18 protein-coding genes are annotated in these 20,688 nt (G+C 68.6%); 10 read left to right on the plus strand and 8 right to left on the minus strand.

Going from position 1 to position 20,688, the window contains the following annotated elements; genetic code table 11:
* Nucleotides 1-30 precede the first annotated feature (30 nt).
* From ABD088_RS08700 to ABD088_RS08730, 7 genes are all read left to right on the plus strand, one after another.
* On the plus strand, nucleotides 31-1,638 hold the full coding sequence (locus ABD088_RS08700) for an ABC transporter substrate-binding protein (RefSeq protein WP_343901521.1): 1,608 nt from the start codon (nucleotides 31-33) through the stop codon (nucleotides 1,636-1,638).
* A 102-nt stretch (nucleotides 1,639-1,740) separates the two neighbouring features.
* Nucleotides 1,741-2,697: an ABC transporter permease gene (locus ABD088_RS08705; protein WP_343901523.1), complete on the plus strand. Its 957-nt coding sequence runs from the start codon at nucleotides 1,741-1,743 to the stop codon at nucleotides 2,695-2,697.
* Between the two features lie 3 nt (nucleotides 2,698-2,700).
* Nucleotides 2,701-4,839 (plus strand): dipeptide/oligopeptide/nickel ABC transporter permease/ATP-binding protein, encoded by a 2,139-nt coding sequence (locus tag ABD088_RS08710; RefSeq protein WP_343901525.1) that lies wholly within the window; start codon nucleotides 2,701-2,703, stop codon nucleotides 4,837-4,839.
* Nucleotides 4,836-5,657, plus strand: a complete 822-nt coding sequence (locus ABD088_RS08715) for an ABC transporter ATP-binding protein (RefSeq protein WP_343901526.1) — start codon at nucleotides 4,836-4,838, stop codon at nucleotides 5,655-5,657. Before ABD088_RS08710 ends, ABD088_RS08715 begins: the two co-directional genes overlap by 4 nt.
* Nucleotides 5,658-5,722: 65 nt before the next feature.
* Nucleotides 5,723-6,664 (plus strand): dihydrodipicolinate synthase family protein, encoded by a 942-nt coding sequence (locus tag ABD088_RS08720; RefSeq protein WP_343901528.1) that lies wholly within the window; start codon nucleotides 5,723-5,725, stop codon nucleotides 6,662-6,664.
* Nucleotides 6,665-6,680: 16 nt separating this feature from the next.
* Nucleotides 6,681-7,382, plus strand: a complete 702-nt coding sequence (locus tag ABD088_RS08725) for an N-acetylmannosamine-6-phosphate 2-epimerase (protein WP_343901530.1) — start codon at nucleotides 6,681-6,683, stop codon at nucleotides 7,380-7,382.
* A 65-nt stretch (nucleotides 7,383-7,447) separates the two neighbouring features.
* Nucleotides 7,448-8,167 (plus strand): glucosamine-6-phosphate deaminase, encoded by a 720-nt coding sequence (locus tag ABD088_RS08730; protein ID WP_343901677.1) that lies wholly within the window; start codon nucleotides 7,448-7,450, stop codon nucleotides 8,165-8,167.
* Nucleotides 8,168-8,278: 111 nt separating this feature from the next.
* Here ABD088_RS08730 and ABD088_RS08735 read toward each other — a convergent pair whose 3' ends face one another.
* On the minus strand, nucleotides 8,279-9,925 hold the full coding sequence (locus ABD088_RS08735) for a hypothetical protein (RefSeq protein ID WP_343901532.1): 1,647 nt from the start codon (nucleotides 9,923-9,925) through the stop codon (nucleotides 8,279-8,281).
* Between the two features lie 310 nt (nucleotides 9,926-10,235).
* On the opposite strand from ABD088_RS08735, the gene ABD088_RS17255 reads away from it, so the two are divergent.
* Entirely contained in the window at nucleotides 10,236-10,823 is a 588-nt protein-coding gene (locus ABD088_RS17255) for a P-loop NTPase family protein (RefSeq protein WP_372710910.1), read from the plus strand.
* On the plus strand, nucleotides 10,753-12,615 hold the full coding sequence (locus ABD088_RS08740; protein ID WP_372710942.1) for an ATP-binding cassette domain-containing protein: 1,863 nt from the start codon (nucleotides 10,753-10,755) through the stop codon (nucleotides 12,613-12,615). Before ABD088_RS17255 ends, ABD088_RS08740 begins: the two co-directional genes overlap by 71 nt.
* An 18-nt stretch (nucleotides 12,616-12,633) precedes the next feature.
* On the opposite strand, the gene ABD088_RS08745 is transcribed toward ABD088_RS08740, so the two are convergent.
* The gene (locus tag ABD088_RS08745; protein ID WP_343901533.1) at nucleotides 12,634-13,305 is read right to left on the minus strand and encodes a hypothetical protein; all 672 of its coding nucleotides are present in this window, start codon (nucleotides 13,303-13,305) and stop codon (nucleotides 12,634-12,636) included.
* 67 nt (nucleotides 13,306-13,372) lie between these two features.
* Between ABD088_RS08745 and ABD088_RS08750 the strand changes: the two genes are divergently transcribed.
* Nucleotides 13,373-15,181 carry an FMN-binding glutamate synthase family protein gene (locus tag ABD088_RS08750; protein WP_343901534.1) on the plus strand — a complete coding sequence of 603 codons (1,809 nt, stop codon included), beginning with the start codon at nucleotides 13,373-13,375 and terminating at the stop codon, nucleotides 15,179-15,181.
* Between the two features lie 33 nt (nucleotides 15,182-15,214).
* On the opposite strand, the gene pcaC is transcribed toward ABD088_RS08750, so the two are convergent.
* The 6 genes from pcaC to ABD088_RS08780 are packed head-to-tail and all read right to left on the minus strand — an operon-like array spanning nucleotide 15,215 to nucleotide 20,584.
* Nucleotides 15,215-15,607: a 4-carboxymuconolactone decarboxylase gene (pcaC, locus tag ABD088_RS08755; RefSeq protein ID WP_343901535.1), complete on the minus strand. Its 393-nt coding sequence runs from the start codon at nucleotides 15,605-15,607 to the stop codon at nucleotides 15,215-15,217.
* On the minus strand, nucleotides 15,600-16,433 hold the full coding sequence (locus ABD088_RS08760; protein ID WP_343901536.1) for an alpha/beta fold hydrolase: 834 nt from the start codon (nucleotides 16,431-16,433) through the stop codon (nucleotides 15,600-15,602). The genes pcaC and ABD088_RS08760 overlap by 8 nt, the downstream gene beginning before the upstream one ends.
* A gap of 58 nt (nucleotides 16,434-16,491) precedes the next feature.
* On the minus strand, nucleotides 16,492-17,889 hold the full coding sequence (locus ABD088_RS08765) for a lyase family protein (protein ID WP_343901537.1): 1,398 nt from the start codon (nucleotides 17,887-17,889) through the stop codon (nucleotides 16,492-16,494).
* A gap of 26 nt (nucleotides 17,890-17,915) precedes the next feature.
* Nucleotides 17,916-18,491, minus strand: coding sequence for a protocatechuate 3,4-dioxygenase subunit alpha (pcaG, locus tag ABD088_RS08770; protein ID WP_343901538.1), 576 nt, complete (start codon nucleotides 18,489-18,491; stop codon nucleotides 17,916-17,918).
* Nucleotides 18,491-19,324: a protocatechuate 3,4-dioxygenase subunit beta gene (gene pcaH / locus ABD088_RS08775; protein WP_343901539.1), complete on the minus strand. Its 834-nt coding sequence runs from the start codon at nucleotides 19,322-19,324 to the stop codon at nucleotides 18,491-18,493. Before pcaH ends, pcaG begins: the two co-directional genes overlap by 1 nt.
* 60 nt (nucleotides 19,325-19,384) lie before the next feature.
* A complete protein-coding gene (locus ABD088_RS08780; RefSeq protein WP_343901541.1) occupies nucleotides 19,385-20,584 on the minus strand; it encodes a 4-hydroxybenzoate 3-monooxygenase in 1,200 nt (399 codons plus the stop codon).
* Nucleotides 20,585-20,688: the final 104 nt, after the last annotated feature.

The following is a 20,688-nucleotide window of genomic DNA, read 5'->3' on the forward strand; positions in this document are numbered from 1 at the left end:
CCGACTTCTCATCGTACAGAAGAGGTCATCATGTCCCTCAGCGACCTGGCAGCCAAAGAAGGCAGCCGACGCAACTTCCTCAAGGTCTCCGGCCTGATCGGTGCCGCTGCCGCTTTCACCGCGGGCATCTCCGCCTGCAGTGGCCCCAGTTCCTCGGGTGCCGCTTCCGGCGCCGCGGGTTCTGACACCATCGAGGCCGGGATCTCCTACGCGCTGTCCACCGGGTTCGACCCGATGACCTCATCGGGAGCCACCCCGTACGCGGCGAACATGCACATCTTCGAAGCCCTGGTGGACCTGCACCCGGCTACCCGCAAGCCATACCTGGCCCTCGCGGCCGAGGAACCGAAGCAGATCGATGACACCACCTGGGAGGTCAAGCTCCGCTCGGGCGCCACGTTCCACAACGGCGACGACGTCACCGTCCAGGACGTCGTCTACTCCTTCGAACGCGTGCTCGACACCAAGAACGCCTCGCTGTTCGCGCAGTTCGTCCCCTTCATCGAGACCGTGAAGGCCCAGGGCAAGGACACCGTCGTCTTCACCCTGAAGTACGCGTTCCCGCTCTTCCCCAGCCGGATCTCCGTGGTGAAGGTCGTCCCGGAGAAGGCAGCGAAGGCCGACCCCGCAGGATTCGACGCCAAGCCCATCGGCTCGGGCCCGTACCAGCTGGTTTCGGCGACGAAGGACGACAAGATCGTCTTCAAGAAGTTCGACGACTACAGCGGCAAGTACCCGGCCGGCGCGAAGAACATGACCTGGTACCTGCTCTCCGACGCCGCGGCCCGCGTGACCGCCGCCGAATCCGGTCGGGTCTCCGCCATCGAGGACGTCCCCTACCTGGACGTCGACCGGCTCAAGGCCAAGATCAAGGTCGAATCGGTCCAGTCGTTCGGCCTGCTGTTCCTGATGTTCAACTGCACCCAGGCCCCCTTCGACAAGAAGGAAGTCCGCCAGGCCCTGCACTACGGCATGGACACCGAGACGATCATCAAGACTGCGCTGCTGGGAAACGCCAAGGCCGCCACCTCCTACGTCCAGGAGACCCACCCGCAGTACATCAAGGCCTCCACCGTCTACACCTACGACCAGGCCAAAGCCGAGTCACTGCTCAAGGAGGCCGGGGTGACGTCGCTGAAATTCGAGCTGCTCACCACCGACACTTCCTGGGTCAAGGACGTCGCCCCGCTGATCCTCGAGTCGTGGAACAAGATCCCAGGTGTGCAGGTCACCATGCGCAACCTGCAATCCGGCGCCCTGTACGGGGAAAACGTCGACGCGGGAAAGTACTCAGTCGTTGTCGCTCCGGGCGATCCGTCGGTCTTCGGCAACGACATGGACCTGCTGCTGAGTTGGTTCTACCGTGGCGACGTCTGGCCCAAGAACCGCTTCCACTGGGACAAGACGGCTGCCAACAAGAAGGTCCAGGCCAAGCTCGACGAGGCAGCGAAGACCGACGACGAGGCCCAGGCCAAGGCGGCCTGGGGCGAGATCATCAACACCGTGGCCGAGGAGGCCCCGCTGTACCCGATCTTCCACCGCCAACTGCCCACCGCCTGGGATGAGAACAAGCTGGACGGGTTCCAGCCGCTGCCAACCACCGGCGTCTCCTTCGTCGGGGTCAAGCCCAAGGCGTAGGCACCCCTGAACCGGTCGTGCCGCCGTCGCCCCCCCCAACGGCGGCGGTGCGACCCCACACCTGATCGAGTACACCCTTCCCCGACACATGGGAGTCCAACCGTGGGAACACTCCTGCGACTACTGATGCGCCGCCTGGCGGCCCTGCCGCTGATGATCCTGGGCGTCACGTTCCTGGTCTTCGTGATCCTCAAGCTCGCCCCCGGCGACGAGGCCACGATGGCCCTGGGCGAGGGCGCCAGCCTCGACGCCAAGGAGGCCTACCGCGAGCAGCGCGGTCTGAACCTGCCGCTGCCGGTGCAGTACGTGGCCTTCCTGGGGCGGCTGCTGACCCTGGACTTCGGGGTGACCACCCCGCCGTCGCGGCCGGTCGCCGGGATGATCGCCCAGGCCTTTCCGCTCACGCTGCAGCTGACGGCGTTCGGCGTGGTCATCGCCATCGTGATCTCCCTGGCCTTCGGCGTGCTCGGTGCCCTGTACCGCGACAAGCTGCCCGACCAGCTGATCCGCATCTTCTCCATCGCCGCCGTGGCGACGCCGTCGTTCTGGCTGGGCATCCTGCTCATCCAGTGGCTGGCCTTGGGCACGAACCCGGTCTTCCCCTCCGGCGGCATGCCCGGACCGGGGGAGGGCCTCGGCGCGTGGCTGGCGCATATGACGCTGCCGGCGCTCGCGCTGGCCATCCCGGTCTCCGCCTCGCTGATCCGCGTGGTGCGCACCTCCATGGTCGAGGAGCTGGACAAGGACTACGTCCGCACGGCGATCGGCAACGGCGTGCCCCGCAACGAGGTCATCTCCCGCAACGTGCTGCGCAACGCCCTGGTCACCCCGGTGACCGTGCTGGGGCTGCGCATCGGGTACCTGCTCGGCGGCGCCGTCGTCATCGAGATGATCTTCTCGCTGCCGGGCATGGGCCAGCTGATCCTCAACGGGATCACCGCCCATGACACCAACCTGGTCCAGGGCGTGGTCCTGGCGATCGCCGTGACCTTCGTCCTGGTGAACATCGCAGTGGACCTCGTCTACCTGCTCATCAACCCCCGCATTAGGACGGTGTAGCCGATGGCTCCCCTGGCACCCCGCAACGCCCTGGTGGCACGCCTGAGTTCCGGCGCGACCCGCCTGACCTCGCTGACCCTGGGCTCGAAGATCGCCCTGGTCTTCCTGGTCCTCATCGCCCTGGCCGCCGTCTTCGCCCCGGTCCTGGCCCCGCACAGCCCGCTGGCCTCCGGGATCCCCGCCCAGCGCCCGGGCGCCGAGAACCTCTTCGGCACCGACCGGCTGGGACGCGACATCTTCTCCCGCCTGCTTTTCGGCGCCCGGACCTCGCTGGTCATCGGCCTGGGCTCCGTGGCGCTGGCCCTGGTCCTCGGCGGCCTGCTCGGCTCGCTGGCAGCCACCAGCAGCAAGTGGGCCAACGAGGTGATCATGCGCATCATGGACATGCTCATGGCCTTCCCGGGCATCGCCCTGGCCGCTGCCTTGCTGGCATCGCTGGGCAACTCCATCCCGGTCATCATCCTGGCGATCGCCATCATCTACACCCCGCAGATCGCCCGCGTGGTCCGCGCCAACGTGCTGGCCCAGTGGGACGAGGACTATTCGCGGGCCGAACGCGTCATCGGCGCCGGACGGTTCTACATCCTCATCAAACACATCATGCGCAACTGCGCGGCCCCCGTCCTGGTCTTCGCCACGGTCATGGTGGCGGACGCGATCATCCTCGAGGCGTCGCTGTCCTTCCTGGGCGCCGGCGTCCAGGACCCCGCGCCCTCGTGGGGCAACGTCATCGCCTACGGCCGCACCCTGGTCCTCAACGGGGCCTGGTGGGCCACCACCTTCGCCGGGCTGGTCATCCTGTTGACCGTCCTGGCACTGAACATCCTCGCCGAGGGCATGACCGACGCGTTGGTGAACCCGAAGCTGCGCGGCGCCACCCCGGCTGCCGATACCGCCACGGTCGGGGTGGCCGCCGCGGGCGACGCCACCGTCCAGCACCACGGCACCGCGCCCACCCCGGGCATCACGGTCGCCGACGACGACGGCGGGGCCCTGGCTTCCGGGATGGACCACCTGGCCGGCGACCAGGGGGATGCCGAACGGCGGCGGCTGGCCATCGAACTCGACCGCCTCTCCGTGGTCGAGTCCTCCCGGACCGACCGGCTGAAGCTGGCCAACGCGGGAGCGGACGCCGCACCGGTGCTGGAAGTCAGTGACCTCTCGATCCGCTTCCCGGACCGCTACGGCCAGACCCGGATCGTGGACCAGGTCTCCTTCACCGTCCGCGAGGGCGAGACGATGGGGTTGGTCGGCGAATCGGGCTGCGGCAAATCGATCACCTCGCTGGCCATCATGGGGCTGCTCCCCGCCAGCGCCCGCATCACCGGTTCCATCCGCTTCGCCGGCCGCGAGCTGCTGCCTTCCGACGGCAAAGGCGGGACCCGTGGCGGGGACCCCGGTGTCTACAAGGGGCTGCGCGGTGAACAGATCGCGATGGTCTACCAGGACGCGCTGTCCTCGCTGAACCCCTCGATGCTCATCAAGGACCAGCTGGCCCAGCTCACCCGACGCGGTGGCCGCAAGAGCCCCGCCGAGCTGCTGGAGTTGGTGAAGCTGGACCCGGCCCGCACGCTGAAGTCCTATCCGCACGAGCTCTCCGGTGGCCAGCGCCAACGCGTGCTGATCGCCATGGCCCTGTCCCGCAAACCCAAGCTGGTGGTCTGCGACGAGCCGACCACCGCACTGGACGTGACCGTGCAGAAGCAAGTGGTGGACCTGCTCAACGAGCTGCGCGAACAACTCGGCTTCGCCATGGTGTTCGTCAGCCACGACCTGGCACTGGTCGCTTCGTTGGCCCACAAGGTCACCGTCATGTATGCCGGCCAGGTCGTGGAATCGGGTCCCGTGCAGGCGCTGCTCACGCGTCCCACCCACGAATACACGCGCGGTCTGCTCGGCTCCGTGCTCTCCATCGAGTCCGGCGCCGAACGCCTGCACCAGATCCCGGGGACCGTGCCCAGCCCCGGAGACTTCGCCGACGGAGACCGGTTCGCCGACCGCTCGACCCAGCCCGACGCGGACCCGGGGCGCCAGCTGGTACTCACCGCCGTCGAGGGCAACGCCGACCACTTGTGGGCCAGCCCGCAACCGGCAGGAAACGTGTCCACCGCAGGCACCACGTCGAAGGGAGAGCAGGCATGAACCAACCAGCAACGACCGGCCATCCGGAACCGGTCATCGAACTGAAGAACCTGCACGTCCACCACAGGGCCCGCTCCGGCAAGGCCTTCAAACCGCTGGTCATCAAGGCGGTCAACGGGATCGATTTCAGCGTCGGTCGCGGGGAAACCGTGGGTATCGTCGGTGAATCCGGTTGTGGCAAGTCCACCCTCGCCTCGGTGCTGGTGGGCCTGCAACAGCCGACCTCCGGCGAGGTCCTCTTCCGCGGGAAACCCGCGGTCAAGCGCAACGCCGCCCTGCGCAAGGAATTCGGCCGCAGTGTCTCCGTCGTCTTCCAGGATCCCGCGACGGCATTGAACGCCAGGCTCCAGGTCCGCGACATCCTCATGGATCCGCTCGTCGTGCATGGGATCGGCACCGCTGCCACCCGGAGCAAGCGGGCCGCGGAACTGTTGGGCCTGGTCGGTCTGCCGGCCTCCGCCGGTGCCGCCTTCCCGAACCAGATCTCCGGAGGCCAGCGCCAACGCGTGGCCATCGCCCGGGCACTGGCGCTGGAACCGGACATCATCGTGGCCGACGAGCCGACCTCCGCGCTGGACGTCTCGGTGCGGGCCCAGGTGCTGAACCTGCTGACGGACCTGAAGGACCAGCTGGACCTCGGCATGGTCTTCATCTCCCACGACATCCAGACCGTCCGCTACGTCTCCGACAGGATCTGCGTGATGAACGCCGGGGAGATCGTCGAACAGGGCCCCGCGGCCCAGGTCTTCGACACCCCGTCCAACGACTACACCCGCAAGCTGCTCGGTGCAGCGCCCTCCCTGCTCCACGCGGGATAGCGCGCACCGAAGCACCGCCAAAGACACGTACGCTCCACCCTCCAGCAGAACAGGAACCACATCCCGTGACCGCAGCATCGACCGCCGCCCCCCGCACCTACTCCGGGGTCATCCCGCCGGTTGTCACGCCCCGTTCCGGCGACGGCGTCATCGACACCGCCTCGCTGGAACGCGTCGTGGACCATCTCATCGACGGTGGCGTCTCCGGGCTGTTCGTGCTCGGCTCCTCCGGGGAGGTCCCCTACCTGACCCACGTGGAGCGCGAGCTCGTCATGAAGACCATCGCCGGACGCAACAACGGGCGCGTCCCGCTGCTCGCCGGTGCGAACGAGCAAACCACGGCGCGCGTCATCGAGGAAGGCCGCCGCATGGTCGAACTCGGTGCCGACGCCCTGGTGGTGACCACCCCGTTCTACGCACTGTCCAACGCCGCGGAGATCGAGGACCACTTCCGTGCCGTCAAGGAAGCCGTTGGGGTGGATGTCTTCGCCTACGACGTTCCGATCCGCACCAACGCCAAGCTGCCGCTGGACGTGGCAGTCCGCCTGGCCGAGGACGGCATCATTGCCGGCGTCAAGGACTCCTCGGGAGACGACGTCTCCTTCCGCCGGCTGCTGCTGGCCACCGCCCACCTCGAGGACTTCTGCGTCTTCACCGGCCACGAGGTCGTCGTCGACGGGGCCCTGCTCGGCGGCGCCCACGGCGTGGTCCCCGGTCTGGGCAACGTCGACCCTGCCGGATACTGCCGGATGGTCGACGCCGCCGCAGCCGGCGATTGGGCAGCGGTCCGCCGCGAACAGGACCGCCTGGCCGAATTGTTCACGATCGTCTTCACCCCGGATGCCTCGCGGGTTTCCGGTGGTGCCGCTGGCCTGGGCGCCTTCAAGACGGCGTTGGTCCTGCTGGGGGTCATCGAGGACAATGCGATGAGCACCCCCATGGGCAGCCTGAACGAGGCGGAGACCGCGGCCATCGCGGAGATCCTGCGTTCCACCGGACTGCTCTAGAGCCGAAGGACCCCTCATGATGCCCCCTACGGAACTGCTCGCATCGCTGCGCGGGCGGCTCATCGTCTCCGCCCAGGCCTATCCCGGGGAGCCGATGCGCCACCCCCAGACCATGGCGCAGGTGGCCGCCTCCGCCGTCGTCGGAGGGGCGGCTGCCGTCCGCGTACAGGGCCTGGCGGACATCCAGTTCACCCGATCGGCCGTCGAAGTCCCCGTGATCGGGCTCTGGAAGGACGGGCACGACGGGGTCTTCATCACCCCCACGGCCCACCACGCCATCGCCGTGGCACAGGCAGGGGCACACATCGTGGCCCTCGACGGGACCCGCCGCGCCCGTCCCGACGGGCTCTCCCTCGCCGCGACCGTTGCGCGGGTCAAGGACCAGACCTCGGCGCTCGTGATGGCAGACTGCGGTTCCCTGGCCGATGCCCGCTCCGCCGTCGAGGCCGGAGCCGATGCCGTGGGCACCACCCTGTCCGGCTATACCGGCGAACGGCCGAAGACCGAGGGGCCGGACCTGGACCTGATCTCGGCGATTGCCGCTGCCGGCCTGGACGTGCCGCTGATCGCCGAGGGACGGATCCACACCCCCGCCCAGGCCAGGGCCGCGCTCGATGCCGGGGCCTTCGCCGTCGTCGTCGGCACGGCGATCACCCACCCGAGCAGCATCACCGGATGGTTCGACGCCGCCCTGCGCAGCGCCAGCGGGCTCTCGTGAGTGCCAAGGCGCGCGGGTCCCGCGCGCCCGAAGCTGCCGGGGCCCCCCACCCACCACGCGTCCTCGTGGGCAAGGATGCGGACGACGTCGGCCGGTTGGCTGCCGAAATCGTCCTGGCCGTGGTGCGGGGGAACCCTGCTGCAGTGCTCGGACTCGCCACCGGTTCCTCTCCGCTGCCGGTGTACATGGCGCTGGCCGCGTCGGCCCTCGACTTTTCCCGGGTGTCCGGCTTCGCGCTGGATGAGTACCTGGGCCTGCCGGATGGGCACCCCCAGTCGTATGCGGAGGTCATCCGCACTGTCGTGACCGAGCCGCTGGGGATGGACCCGCGCCGCGTGCACGTCCCGGATCCGCACGGCACGGACCATGCGGCACACGCAGCCGACTACGACGCGGCCCTTGCCGCGGTCGGCGGAGTCGATGTCCAGATCCTTGGCGTGGGATCGAACGGGCACATCGGATTCAATGAACCGGGCTCCGCGTTCGACTCCTGCACGCGTGTGGTGCCGCTGGCCGAGCGGACCCGACAGGACAATGCGCGGTTCTTCGATACGCCCGATCACGTTCCCCGGGAATGCCTGACACAGGGGATCGGCACGATCTTCGGCGCGCGGCAGCTGCTGCTGGTTGCCCACGGCGGGCACAAGGCCGAACCAGTCCGTCGGGCGCTGCAGGGCCCGGTGACCGAGGACTTTCCCGCGTCGATCATCCAGCGCCATCCGCACGTCACCGTGGTCCTGGACGACGCTGCCGCGTCACTGCTGGGGGACGCTGCCGCGGTCTGACGCCGACCGGGCATACCCCCTTAAATGCGGCTGTGGCCGGGCTCCCCTGGGGGATCCCGGCCACAGCCATGCCGTGCGCTTCCGTCTGATCGGTGGCCTGCGGCCTCCCTGCTAGCGGCGCAGGTGCCGACGGGCCCTGACCAGCAGGACGGCCGGGATCGCGAGGATCAGGAGCGGCAGCAGGAGCAACAGGCCCTTGGGGGAACTGAGGATGGAATCTGCCGAGACGGCGGCGGTGGATCCGCGCAGCTTCTGGGTTCCGCCGGCCAGCTCCATCGATCCCGAGGACAGCTTGGCCGTTCCGTCGGCGAGCTTGCCGTTGCCCTCGGCCAATTCACCGGCCCCGTCGTTGACCTTGCCCGTGCCGGCCTGCAGCGACTTCGAACCCGTATCGAGCTTGCCCAGTCCGGTATCGAGCTGGTGGGTTCCGGCGGCGAGGCGACCGGCACCGTCGTCGAGCTTCGTGGCCCCGGCGGCGAGCTTGCCGTTGCCGTCTGCCAGCGCTCCGGCACCGTCGCGGACCTTGACCGAGCCAGCCGCGGCCTCTTCCGCGCCGGCGACCAGTTCGGGGGTCTTCCGGGCCAGTTCGCCGGTGCCCTTCTGCAGCTTGACCGAACCGGCGGCGATGGCATGGTTGCCATCGGCCAAGGCGGAGGCGCCCTTCGAGACCTTCGTCGATCCGACGCTCAGCTGGTCTGCCCCGGTGGACAGCTTCCCGGCACCGACGGCGAGGGCCTTGTTGCCGGTGGCGAGTTCGCCCGCGCCGGCTTCCAGACGGTTTGCGCCGGTATCGAGCTGCGAGAGCCCGGTGTAGAGCTGTTCGGTACCGACCTTGAGCTGGTCGGTGCCATTGGCCAACTCGCCGTTTCCGGCGGCGATCTTCTGGGCGCCGGCGTTCAGCTTCTCGATGTCTTTCTTGATTACGCTAATAGGCACGAGCCCCTTGATTGGGTCGTTGGCTGCGGCAAGTAATTCCTCGGTACCGGCAGCCAATTCGGCCGAGCCGTCGGCCAGTTGGTGGGCGCCGGGTGCCGCCTTGGCGGTGCCTTCCTTCAACTTGTAGCTACCGGCCAGGGCGTCGCCGGTGCCTGCAGCGAGTTCCTGTGTTCCAGCGTGGAGCTTGTTGGCACCGACCGAGGCCTTGTTGGCACCGGTCTCCAGCTCCTGGGCTCCCTTGCCCAGGGCCTGCCCGCCGGTGCTGAGTTCACTGGCGCCCGCGCTGAGCTTGTCGGCGCCCGTGGCGGCCTGGCCCGCTCCGTCGACGAGCTTCACGGCGCCAGCGTCGAGCTTCTTCGCCGCGCGGTCGGCGCGTCCGGCGCCCGCGGCCACCTTCTGGGAACCCACTGCAAGCTTTCCGCTGCCTTCGGAGAGCTTCGTGGCACCCTGGGCTGCAGTTCCCGCGCCGGTGGACAACTCTCCGGTTCCGGAGTGGAGCTGCTGGGCACCGTCGTTGAGATCGCCGGCCCCGTTGTTCGCCGTGCTGATGCCCGCTGTCAGCTTGCCCGCTCCCTGGTCGAGTTCACCGGTTCCCTCGTGCAGCTTGGTGGCGCCGGAGGCGGCGCGCGTGGCGCCGTCGTCCAATTGGGTGATTCCTGACTTCGCCTGGCCCATGCCGTTGTCCAATTTGGAGGCACCGTTGGCCACCTGGCCGGAATAGATGACGTAGAAGGCCAAAAGGGCCACCAGGAACAGGGCCAGCAGGGCGGTGATGATGGCGTGCATCAGCGAGTGCTGCTTCGCCGCGCGATGTGCATTCATGCGTCTCCTCGGGGAGGTCGTGTCGGGCCGGACGGCGCGACGCTGCCCGTTTGACGTGCGGCAGCGCACGAGCCGGCCCCCCAGCCCGGGATGTTCACCCGCGGTACCTCGCCGGTTACGAGGTGGTCGCGGGGGACCGGACCAGGAGGTCCGGATGGATGTCAGTGATTGTGACCTGCCTTACATTGAACATACTGTTCGGTAACATTTCAAGGGTTGTCCAAAAAAAAGTTACTTGTGGGTAGTCACGGCATTTTCGTCGATACGATGTTCCGCCGTGACGGGTGCGGCCCCGCATACACTGGATCCCATGTCCGAAGACACCTCGCCTGACGGCGTCCAGACCGCCGATGGCCACGACCTCATCCGGGTGCGCGGCGCTCGGGAAAACAACTTGCGGGACGTCTCGGTGGATGTTCCCAAACGCCGGATCACGGTGTTCACGGGGGTCTCGGGCTCGGGTAAGAGTTCCTTGGTTTTCGGCACCATCGCGGCGGAATCGCAGCGGATGATCAACGAGACCTACAGTGCTTTCGTGCAGGGTTTCATGCCCACCTTGGCCCGCCCCGAAGTCGACTACCTGGAGGGGCTGACCCCGGCGATCATCGTCGACCAGGAACGCATGGGATCCAACCCCCGCTCCACCGTCGGCACCGCCACGGACGCCAATGCCATGCTGCGCATCCTCTTCAGCCGGTTGGGCGACCCCTTCGTGGGTCCGCCGACAGCTTTTTTCCTTCAACGTCCCCACCCGCAGGGCCGGCGGGGTGATGAGCACCGAGAAGGGCGGGCGCATCGAGAAGAAGGTCGTCAAGGACGCCGTCTACCTGGGCGGCATGTGCCCGAAGTGCGAGGGCATGGGCCAGGTCTCGGACTTCGACATGACCGCCCTGTATGACGAGGCCAAGTCGCTCGCCGACGGTGCGCTGACCGTCCCCGGTTATTCGATGGACGGCTGGTACGGCCGCCTGTTCTCCGGGATGGGCCTGCCGATGGACACCCCCATCGGGAAGTTCACCAAAAAGCAGCTGGACACGATGCTCTACGCCGAACCGACCAAGATCAAGGTCGAGGGGGTGAACCTCACCTTCGAGGGGGTCATCCCGAAGATCCAGAAGTCGATGCTCTCCAAGGACGTGGAGGCCATGCAGCCCCACGTGCGCCGCTTCGTGGAACGGGCCATCACCTTCGGAACCTGTCCCGTATGTGAGGGCACGCGCCTGACCCCGGAAGCCCGGTCAGCGAAGGTCAACGGCCGGGGTATCGCCGAGCTGTGTGCGATGCAGATCAGCGACCTGGCCGTCTGGGTGCGCGACCTCGACGAACCTTCCGTGGCGCCGCTGCTGAAGGGGCTGCGGCACCTGCTGGACTCCTTCGTGGAGATCGGTCTGGGCTACCTCTCGCTGGATCGCCCCGCCGGGACGCTCAGTGGCGGCGAGGCCCAGCGCACCAAGATGATCCGCCACCTCGGGTCCTCGCTGACCGATGTCACCTATGTCTTCGACGAACCCACCATCGGCCTGCATCCGCACGACATCGCCCGGATGAACGAGCTGCTCGTGCAGCTGCGCGACAAGGGGAACACGGTCCTCGTCGTCGAGCACAAGCCCGAAACGATCGCCATCGCCGACCACGTGGTGGACCTGGGCCCCGGCGCAGGAACGGCCGGCGGCACGGTCTGCTTCGAGGGCACCGTCGAGGGCCTGCGCTCCAGCGCTACCGTGACCGGGCGCCACCTCGATGACCGGGCCCGGGTCAAGGACGCCGTGCGCCCCGCAACCGGTGCCCTGGAGGTCCGCGGGGCCTCGAGCCACAATCTCAAGGACGTCGACGTCGACGTGCCGCTCGGGGTGCTGTGCGTCGTCACCGGTGTCGCCGGCTCCGGCAAGAGCTCGCTCATCCACGGCTCGCTCGCCGAACGAGAGGGCGTCGTCGTCGTGGACCAGGGGGCCATCAAGGGGTCGCGGCGCAGCAACCCGGCCACCTACACCGGGGTGCTCGAACCGCTGCGCAAGGCCTTCGCGAAAGCCAACGGCGTCAAGCCCGCCCTGTTCAGCTCCAACTCCGAAGGCGCCTGCCCCACCTGCAAGGGGGCCGGCGTCATCTTCACCGACCTGGGCATCATGGACACCGTCGAAACCCCGTGCGAGGAGTGCGAGGGCAAGCGGTTCCAGGCAGCGGTGCTCGAATACACCCTCGGCGGACGCAACATCGTCGAGGTCCTGGACATGTCGGTGGACGAGGCCCTGGACTACGTCTCAGCCGGGGACGCGAAGACGCCGGCTGCCCACAAGATGCTTGCCCGGCTCTCCGACGTCGGCCTCGGCTACATCAAGCTCGGCCAGGCACTGAACACCCTCTCCGGAGGCGAACGCCAACGCCTGAAACTCGCCAACCAAATGGCCGAAAAGGGCGACATCTACATCCTGGACGAGCCGACCACCGGATTGCACCTGGCCGACGTGGCGAACCTGCTGGCACTGCTGGACCGGCTGGTGGAAGCGGGCAAGTCGGTCATCGTGATCGAACACCACCAGGCGGTCATGGCCCACGCCGACTGGATCATCGACCTGGGACCCGGGGCAGGGCACGACGGCGGCTCGGTGGTCTTCGAGGGAACGCCGGCAGAGCTGGTGGCAGCGAAGTCGACGACGACCGGCGAGCACCTGGCCCGCTACGTGGGGGCCTGACCAGCGCCGGTATCCGCCCTACGGCAGGGGCCACTCGGCGATGTCGGTGTCGACGTCGGCCAGGGTCAGGGAGCCGTGCGGGTCGGGGATGTCGAGCACCAGCGTGCCGCGCACGCTCGATCCCGGTTTCATCTCGGCGGGGAGGGCATTGCCTGCTTGCTGGCACGATGCCGCGGCGGTGGTGTCCAGGCCGTCGTCGTACCGGGGGCCCTCGACGGGGTAGTAGGACCAGACATTCGGCGAGAGCGCGAGCGGGCGTTGTTGCGCGTCCGGATCATCCGCCTTCTCGAAGGTGGCTTCCACTTCCAGCAGGGCGAAGGCGCCGTGGTCCGGTTTGCCGCCATCGACCGGGCAGGTGTCCTCGACGGCGATGGAGGTGACGGTCAAGCTGATGGCCGGTTGTCCACCGGTGCCCTCGAGCTCCACCGTCTCGCCGGGCGTGTAGAGCGGCAGGCCGCGGTCGCTGGTCGCCCGTCGGGGCGTTTCATGCGCCGGAATGCTCGCATCGGGGGCCGTGGACGATGACGGCGAGGCCTGGGTCGCGGGTGTCCGCGGGGTGGCGGGGCTGCCGTCGGCGGACCCATCCTGGGACGGGGCATCGGAGGCGCAGGAGGCCAGCAGCACAGCCGCCGCGGCGAGCGTTGCCAGCTGGGTCAGGCGTGGGGCGGCTCGTCGTCGGCGTTCAAACATGCACCCATTGTCGCCCACCGGCTTCGGCGGTGTCGAAATGGCGCGTCGCGGGGGTAGTCTCGGGCTCATGGTGCGTTTCTTCCTGCTGACCTTGTTCATCGTCCTGGCGGCAGCGGCGGTGGTCGCCGCATCGTTCGGGACCATCGGCTGGATCGTCTTCGGCGTGGTGGTGCTGTTGGTTGCCGCACTGGGCGTGCACGACCTGCTGCAGACCAAGCACGCGATCCTGCGCAACTTCCCGGTGCTCGGGCGGATGCGGTACCTGCTGGAGTCGGTCCGGCCGGAGATCCAGCAGTACTTCGTCGAGCGCAACACCGACGGCCGCCCCTTCGACCGGGATACCCGCTCGCTGATCTATGCGCGGGCCAAGGGAGCCGACAGCCACAAGGCCTTCGGCACCGAACGGGACGTGAACTCCCAGGGGTACGAATTCCTCCTGCACTCCAGCGCACCGTTGGCCCCACCCGAGGAGCACCATCGCGTGCGCATCGGCGGACCGGATTGCCGCCAGCCCTATGACATGGCGCTGATGAACGTGTCCTCGATGAGTTTCGGGTCGTTGTCCAAGAATGCCGTGCTGGCCATGAACAAGGGCGCTGCCTTGGGCGGGTTCGTCCATGAAACCGGCGAGGGTGGCCTGACCAAATACCACCTCGAATACGGGGCCGACCTGTTCTGGGAAATCGGTTCGGGCTACTTCGGTTGCCGCGACGAGCACGGCAGGTTCGCTCCGGAGACGTTCCGCACGAAGGCTGCCACCGAACAAGTCAAGGGCATCACCATCAAGCTCAGCCAGGGGGCCAAGCCGGGGCTCGGCGGCGTGCTCCCGGCGGCCAAGATCACCCCCGAGATCTCCGAGGCCCGCGGCGTGCCGATGGGGAAGGACTGCATCTCCCCGGCGTCGCACTCCGCCTTCCATACGCCACGCGAACTCATGGAGTTCGTGCAGCAGCTGCGCGAACTTTCAGACGGCAAACCCATCGGCTACAAGTTCTGCGTGGGTTCCCGCACCGACGTGCTGGCCATGTGCAAGGCCATGCTGGACACCGGAATCACCCCGGACTACATCATCATCGACGGCTCCGAAGGCGGCACCGGTGCCGCCCCGCTGGAGTACGAGGACCACATCGGGACGCCGCTGACCGAGGGATTGATGCTCGTGCACAACGCACTGGTCGGGACGGGCCTGCGCGACAAGATCCGCCTCGGGGCGGCGGGCAAGGTTGCCAGCGGCAGCGACATCGTCAAGCGGCTCATCCAGGGTGCCGACTTCACCATGAGTGCGCGCTCCATGATGATGGCCACCGGCTGCATCCAGGCCCAGAAGTGCCATACAAACGAGTGCCCCGTGGGCGTGGCCACACAGAATCCCCGTCTCATGCGGGCCCTGAACGTGGAGGACAAGGGCAACCGCGTCCACAACTACCAGAAGCTCACGGTCACCGAGGCGGAACAGATCATGGCCTCCATGGGCGTCTCCAGCCCGGCGAACCTGAACCAGCGGATGCTGCGCCGCCGCGTGGACCACCTGACGACCAGCAGCTACGCGGCCCTCTACAACTGGATGCGTCCCGGTGAACTCCTGGAGGATCCGCCGCGCGGATGGCGCCTGGACTGGGACGAGGCCGACACCGAACATTTCGGCGAGCACGCGCCGATCCCGTGGTTGGAACCCACGGGCGGGCAGGGGGCCGGGGACGCGACCCGCGGCGGTCATTCCCGGCGGGATCGACCCGATATGGCCCGCTGGGACGAGACCAGTTCCATGTCCCAGGTGCCGGGCCCCAGCCGGGACGACGTGGATGACACCGATACGGGGAAGACCTCACGGGTCGAGTCCTCCGGGGTCCGCCCGGAGGGACGCCCGGGCGGTTAGACCCGGAGTCCGGCCACCGTCCGGCCCGTCTGGCTATTCGTATTCGGCCAGGACCTTCTGCCCGATCTTGAACGCCACGTTGGCCGCCGGCACCGAACAGTAGATGGCGCACTGGAGGAAGACCTCCTTGATCTCCGCGGCGGTCATCCCGTTGCGCAGCGCAGCGTGCACGTGCATCTCCAGCTCTTCCCAGTAGCCGCCGGCGATCATCGCGGTCAGCGTGATGGCCGACCGGGTGGTCCGGGGCAGTCCCTCACGGGTCCAGATGGTCCCCCACGCGTAGCGGGTGATCATCTCCTGGAACTCCTCGGTGAACTCCGTGGCGTTGGCCGTGGAACGGTCCACGTGTTCGCCGCCGAGCACTTCGCGGCGGACCACCATGCCGTCGTCGTACCGGTCCCCGGGCAAGCGGTGGGATTCAGGCACGGGGCGCCCCCTCGGTGGTGAAGAAGTCGATGAGCAACGCGGCGGTTGCCGCAGGGTCCTCGGCCGGGGCCAGGTGGGCCGCCGACTCCACGACGGCGGAGCGCCCATGGGCCACGTGGCCGGCCAGGAACTCGGCGTCGGATGGCGGGCAGACCACGTCGTGCGCGCCGGCGATGGCGAGCAGCGGATCGGTGATGGAACCGAGCTCGGCGGTCAGGTCGAACCCGGCCAGGGCGGCGCAGGCATGCGCGTAGGAGAAGCGGTCGGCGTCCTGCAGGGTGTGCAGCAGGTCGGCGGAGACCACCGGGTGGGATTCGATGAAGCCGGGACCGAACCAGCGCTCCGCGGAGCCGGCGACCATGGTGGGGGTGCCGGCCTTCGCGACGAGTTCGGCGCGGTCGGTCCACCCCTGGGGGGAACCGATCTTCGCGGCCGAGCAGATGATCGCCAGACCGGAGAACAGCCCGGGGTGGTCGTGGCCGAGCTGGATGCCGGTGGCGCCGCCAATGGAGACGCCTGCGTAGTAGACCGGCGTCTTGGCGGCGATCGTGCCGTCGGCGCGCAGGCGCTCCAGCAGGGTGACGACGGCGGAGGCCAGTTCCGCCATGCTGAAGTCCCCCGTGGAGGCGGGGGCTCCGCCATGGCCGGGCAGGTCCCACGCGAAGAGGTCGAAGTGCTGGGCCAACCGGGGGGCAATGGGGCCCCACAGGGCCTTGGCGCCGGTGCCCAGGGAAGGGCCCAGCAACAAGGCGGGCTTGGCGGGGGCGTCGGTGGGGGCACCGGCGATCTGGTTCAGCGCGAGTCCGCGCAACATCGGTTCGGTCATGGGTCCTTCTGCCTGGGTTCTCGGTGGTGCTCGATGGTGGTCTGGTGGGGCCGCGACGTCAGCCGGCGGTGGCCGACCACGCTGCGTGGTCGGCCAGGATCCGGTCGATGAACGTCCCGGTTTGGCCGAGGTAGCCGGCCGGGTCGAAGAGGGCGTTGAAGTCGTCGTCGGAGAGTGAGCCGGCGGGGACCGCGTCGCGCAGCAGCGGCCGCAGTTCGCGGCGCTCGGAGAGCGAGCGGGTGACCAGTTCCTGCACGGCGGATTTCCCGCCCTCGACCAGCGGTGCCAGCCGTGAGGTGATCCGTTCGCTGAGCAGCAGGTCCCCGGTCAGGGCGGCGTTGGCTGCCAGGGCCTCCGGATGCACCTGCAGGCCGGTGGCCAGTTCGGACAGCTTGGTGGACGCCCCTCCGGCCAAGCGGAGCAGGGACCGCAGGGCGGCCCATTCGCTGTGCCAGGAACCGTCGGGGCGCTCGTCGGCGGCCAGGCCGGCGGCGAGGAACAGCTGCGCCGCCTGATGCGGTGCCGACAGCGCCGCCTGGCGGATGAGGACGGAGAGCACGGGGTTCTGCTTTTGCGGCATGGCCGAGGAACCGCCGCGGCCGGGGGCCCGGGGTTCGGAGACCTCGGCGATCTCCGGCCGGGAGGCGGTGAGCACGTCGGCGGCCAGGGTCCCGGCGGCGGCGACGGTGTCCGCCAGGGCAGCACCGAGTCCGGTGACGGGCATCCTGTTGGTATGCCAGGGGGTTCCGGGATCCACCAGCCCCAGCCGTTCGGCCAGCGCGGTGACGAGCTCGGGGACCGGGGCACCGCCGTCGTTCCCCGCCTGCAGCGAGTCGGTGAGCGAGGCGAGCGTGCCGACGGCGCCGCCCCATTGCACGGGCAGCCCGGCCAGGGCGGCGTCGAGGCGACGGCCCGCGGCCGTGAGCCCCGCGAGCCAGTTGGCGGCGCGCAAACCGAACGTGATGGGCAGGGCATGCTGGGTCAGCGACCGGGCGACGCAGATCGTGTCGCGGTGGGTGTCGGCCAGCCGGGCCGCACCGGCGGCGGCCGCGGCCAGATCGGCGCGGATCGTGGCACCGGCCCGGGAGGCCACGAGCATCAGCGCGGTGTCGACGATGTCCTGGCTGGTGGCCCCGCGGTGCACCACGGCGGCCGCCTCGGCAGACCCCGCGGCCTTCAGCTCGGCGCGCAGGTCCGCCAGCAGCGGGATCAGCGGGTTGCCGCCGCCGGCCGAGCGCCGGGCCACATCCGCCAGATCGTAGAGCGAGGCATCGGCCGCCGCGTCGACGGCGTCGGCGGCCTCCGGAGGGCAATGGCCGGCATCGGCGAGCACCCCCACCCAAGCGGCCTCGACGTCGAGCAGCGCCTGGGCGATGGCTGCGTCCGAGGTCGCGGCGGCCGCGGGGGTGCCGGCCCACGCGGGGTCCAGCAGGCCGAAATCGGCGTCGGTCATCATGCCCTTCAAATTAGCAGGTCCGCCGTTCAGGACCGCGGGTAGGACAGGAACGCCGTCTCGCCCTCGCCCTGCAACCGCACGTCGAAGCGCAACGCGCCATCGGCCTCACGGGTGGCGATCAACGTGTCGCGGTCCGCGGCATCCAGCGACGCCAGCAGCGGGTCGGCGGCCAGGGCGGCGGTGTCCTCGGGCAGGTAGATGCGCGTGAACAGCCGGTTGAGCAGGCCGCGGGCGAAGACCGTGAGCATGATGAACGGCGCCTTGCCCTCCCCGGTGGGACCGGGGTTCAGCGTGGTGAAGGTGTAGTTGCCCTCGTTGTCCACTGCGGTGCGGCCGAAGCCGGTGAACGTGTAGCCGTCGCGGACCAGTGAGCCGGCCTGAGCCACGACATGGCCCTCTCCGTCGGCCTGCCAGATCTCCAACAGGGCATCCGGGATCACGGCTCCCTCGCCGTCGTACACCGTGCCATGCAGGCGGACGGCTCCGGCGCGGGAGGGGCTCACGAGTTCGTTGTCGCGCTCGTAGGGCAGCGCGTAGCCGTAGAACGGGCCGATGGTCTGGCCCGGGGTTGCGTCGAGCTTCGTGGCGGGTGCCTGTGCCATCAGTGATCCCCTTCTTCGTTTTCCATCCAGGTGCGGTTGCTGCCGGTCAGCACGATGTCCCAGCGGTAGCCGGTGGCCCATTCGTGGCTGGTGACCGAGTGGTCGTAGGTGGCCACGAGCGCCTCGCGGGCCTTCGGGTCGGTGATCGACTGGTAGATCGGGTCCAGGCCGAATAGCGGGTCGCCCGGGAAGTACATCTGGGTGATCATCCGCTGGGTGAATTCGGTGCCGAAGAGCGAGAAGTGGATGTGGGCCGGACGCCAGGCGTTGTGGTGGTTCTTCCACGGGTAGGGGGCCGGTTTGATGGTGGTGAACGTGTATTCGCCGTCGTCCCCGGTCAGCGCGCGGCCGACGCCGGTGAAGTTCGGGTCGATCGGCGCCGGGTGCTGGTCCCGCTTGTGGATGTAGCGGCCGGCGGCGTTGGCCTGCCAGATCTCCACCAGCTGGTGGCGCACTGGATGCCCATCGCCGTCGAGCACGCGGCCGGTGACCACGATGCGCTCGCCGATCGGCTCGCCGTTGTGCTGGATGGTCAGATCCGACTCCAGGGCGTGCACGTCGCGCTGGCCGAAGGCCGGGCTGAACAGCTCGATGGTCTCCGGGTCCGCGTGGTGCAGCGACTTGGTCGGGTGGCGCAGCAGCGAGCTGCGGTACGGGGCGAAGTCGGTGCGCGGTTGCGTCTCCGGCGCGTCACCGGCCTGCAGCGTTGCGCCATAGGCCTCGTGCTCTGCGGCGATTTCCGCGCTGATCTGTTCCTGGGTGGCCGTGGTGGCTGCCGGGTCCAGGACGTGGCTGTTGGCGAAGGATTCGGCGCCGTGGGTGGTGTTGGTCATCGAATCTGCTCCTTCCGGAGGTGGTGGGTGATGGGGGAAGAGGACGACGGCGGCGCGATGCTAGGCATGTGGCCATCCGGTGTAGGACTCGGCGAGGTACTGCTGGCCGAACCGCGAGGACGTGACGCTCTGCAGCTCGCCCAGGGCGCGCTTGAGCAGGAACGGGTGGGCATCCGGTGGGGTGTGGAGCATGGAGGTCATCCAGTAGGAGAAGTTCTGCGCCTTCCAGACGCGCTGGAGCGCCAGATCCGAGTAGCCCTCCAGCAGGGAGTCCGATCCCGTGGAGTAGAACGAATCGATCGCCTCGAACAGGACCTTCACGTCCGCCAACGCCAGGTTCAGGCCCTTGGCGCCGGTGGGCGGGACGGTGTGCCCGGCGTCCCCGGCCAGGAAAAGCCGGCCGTGGCTGAGCGGTTCGCGGACGAAGGAACGGAACCCCAGCACCGTCTTGTCGAAGATGGGGCCGGTCTTCAGCTCGAAGCCGTCCGGCCCGTCGACGCGGCGCTGGAGCTCGGACCAGATCCGGTCCTCGCTCCACGCGGCCACGTCCTCGCCGGGATCGCACTGGAAGTACATGCGCTGCACGGTTTCGCTGCGCTGGCTGATCAGCGCGAAGCCGTGCGGGGAGTTGGCGTAGACCAGCTCGGGGGAGCTCTTGGGGGCCTCGGTCAGGATGCCGAACCAGGCGAAGGGGTATTCGACCTTGAAATCCCGGTGGCCGGGCACCTCGACGTTGCGGCGGCTGAAGCTGCGCGAGCCGTCGGCACCGACGACGATGTCGCAGCGGACCTCGGTGACGGCACCGTCGGCGTCCGTGAAGGTGAAGGAGGGGTGCTCCGTTTCGACGTCCGAGATGGAGGTGACGTCGCAGGAGAAGCGCACATCGCCCCCATCGCGCTTCCGCGCCGCTGCCAGGTCGACGAAGACCTCGTTCTGCGCATACAGGGTGACCGTGGCATCGACCAGATCGCGGAAATCCAAGGGGTGGGATTCGCCGTTGAACCGCAGGTCGATGCCCGCATGTTCGTCGCCGTCGACCAGGACCCGGCCGTCGACGCCCGTGCTGGTGAGCAGGTCGACGGAACCCGCCTCGAGGATGCCGGCGCGGTGGGTGTTGCGGATCGTCTCATGGTCACGGGACTCGACGACGATGTTCTCGATGCCGGCCTGCGCCAGCAGGTGGGAGAGCAGCAGGCCGGCGGGACCGCCGCCGATGATGCCCACGCGGGTCCGCACCACGAGAGGGGATGCCGATGCCATGCGCGCTCCTTTGCGGTCAGGGGTCGGGCTGCCGGGCGGGCTGGATGGTTGCCCGGCGTCCGATGGATTGGCTCCAGTCTGCGCTGTCGCGTGGCTCACACGCC

This window comes from Arthrobacter rhombi (genome assembly GCF_039526245.1).
Classification (GTDB): Bacteria; Actinomycetota; Actinomycetes; order Actinomycetales; family Micrococcaceae; genus Arthrobacter_H; species Arthrobacter_H rhombi.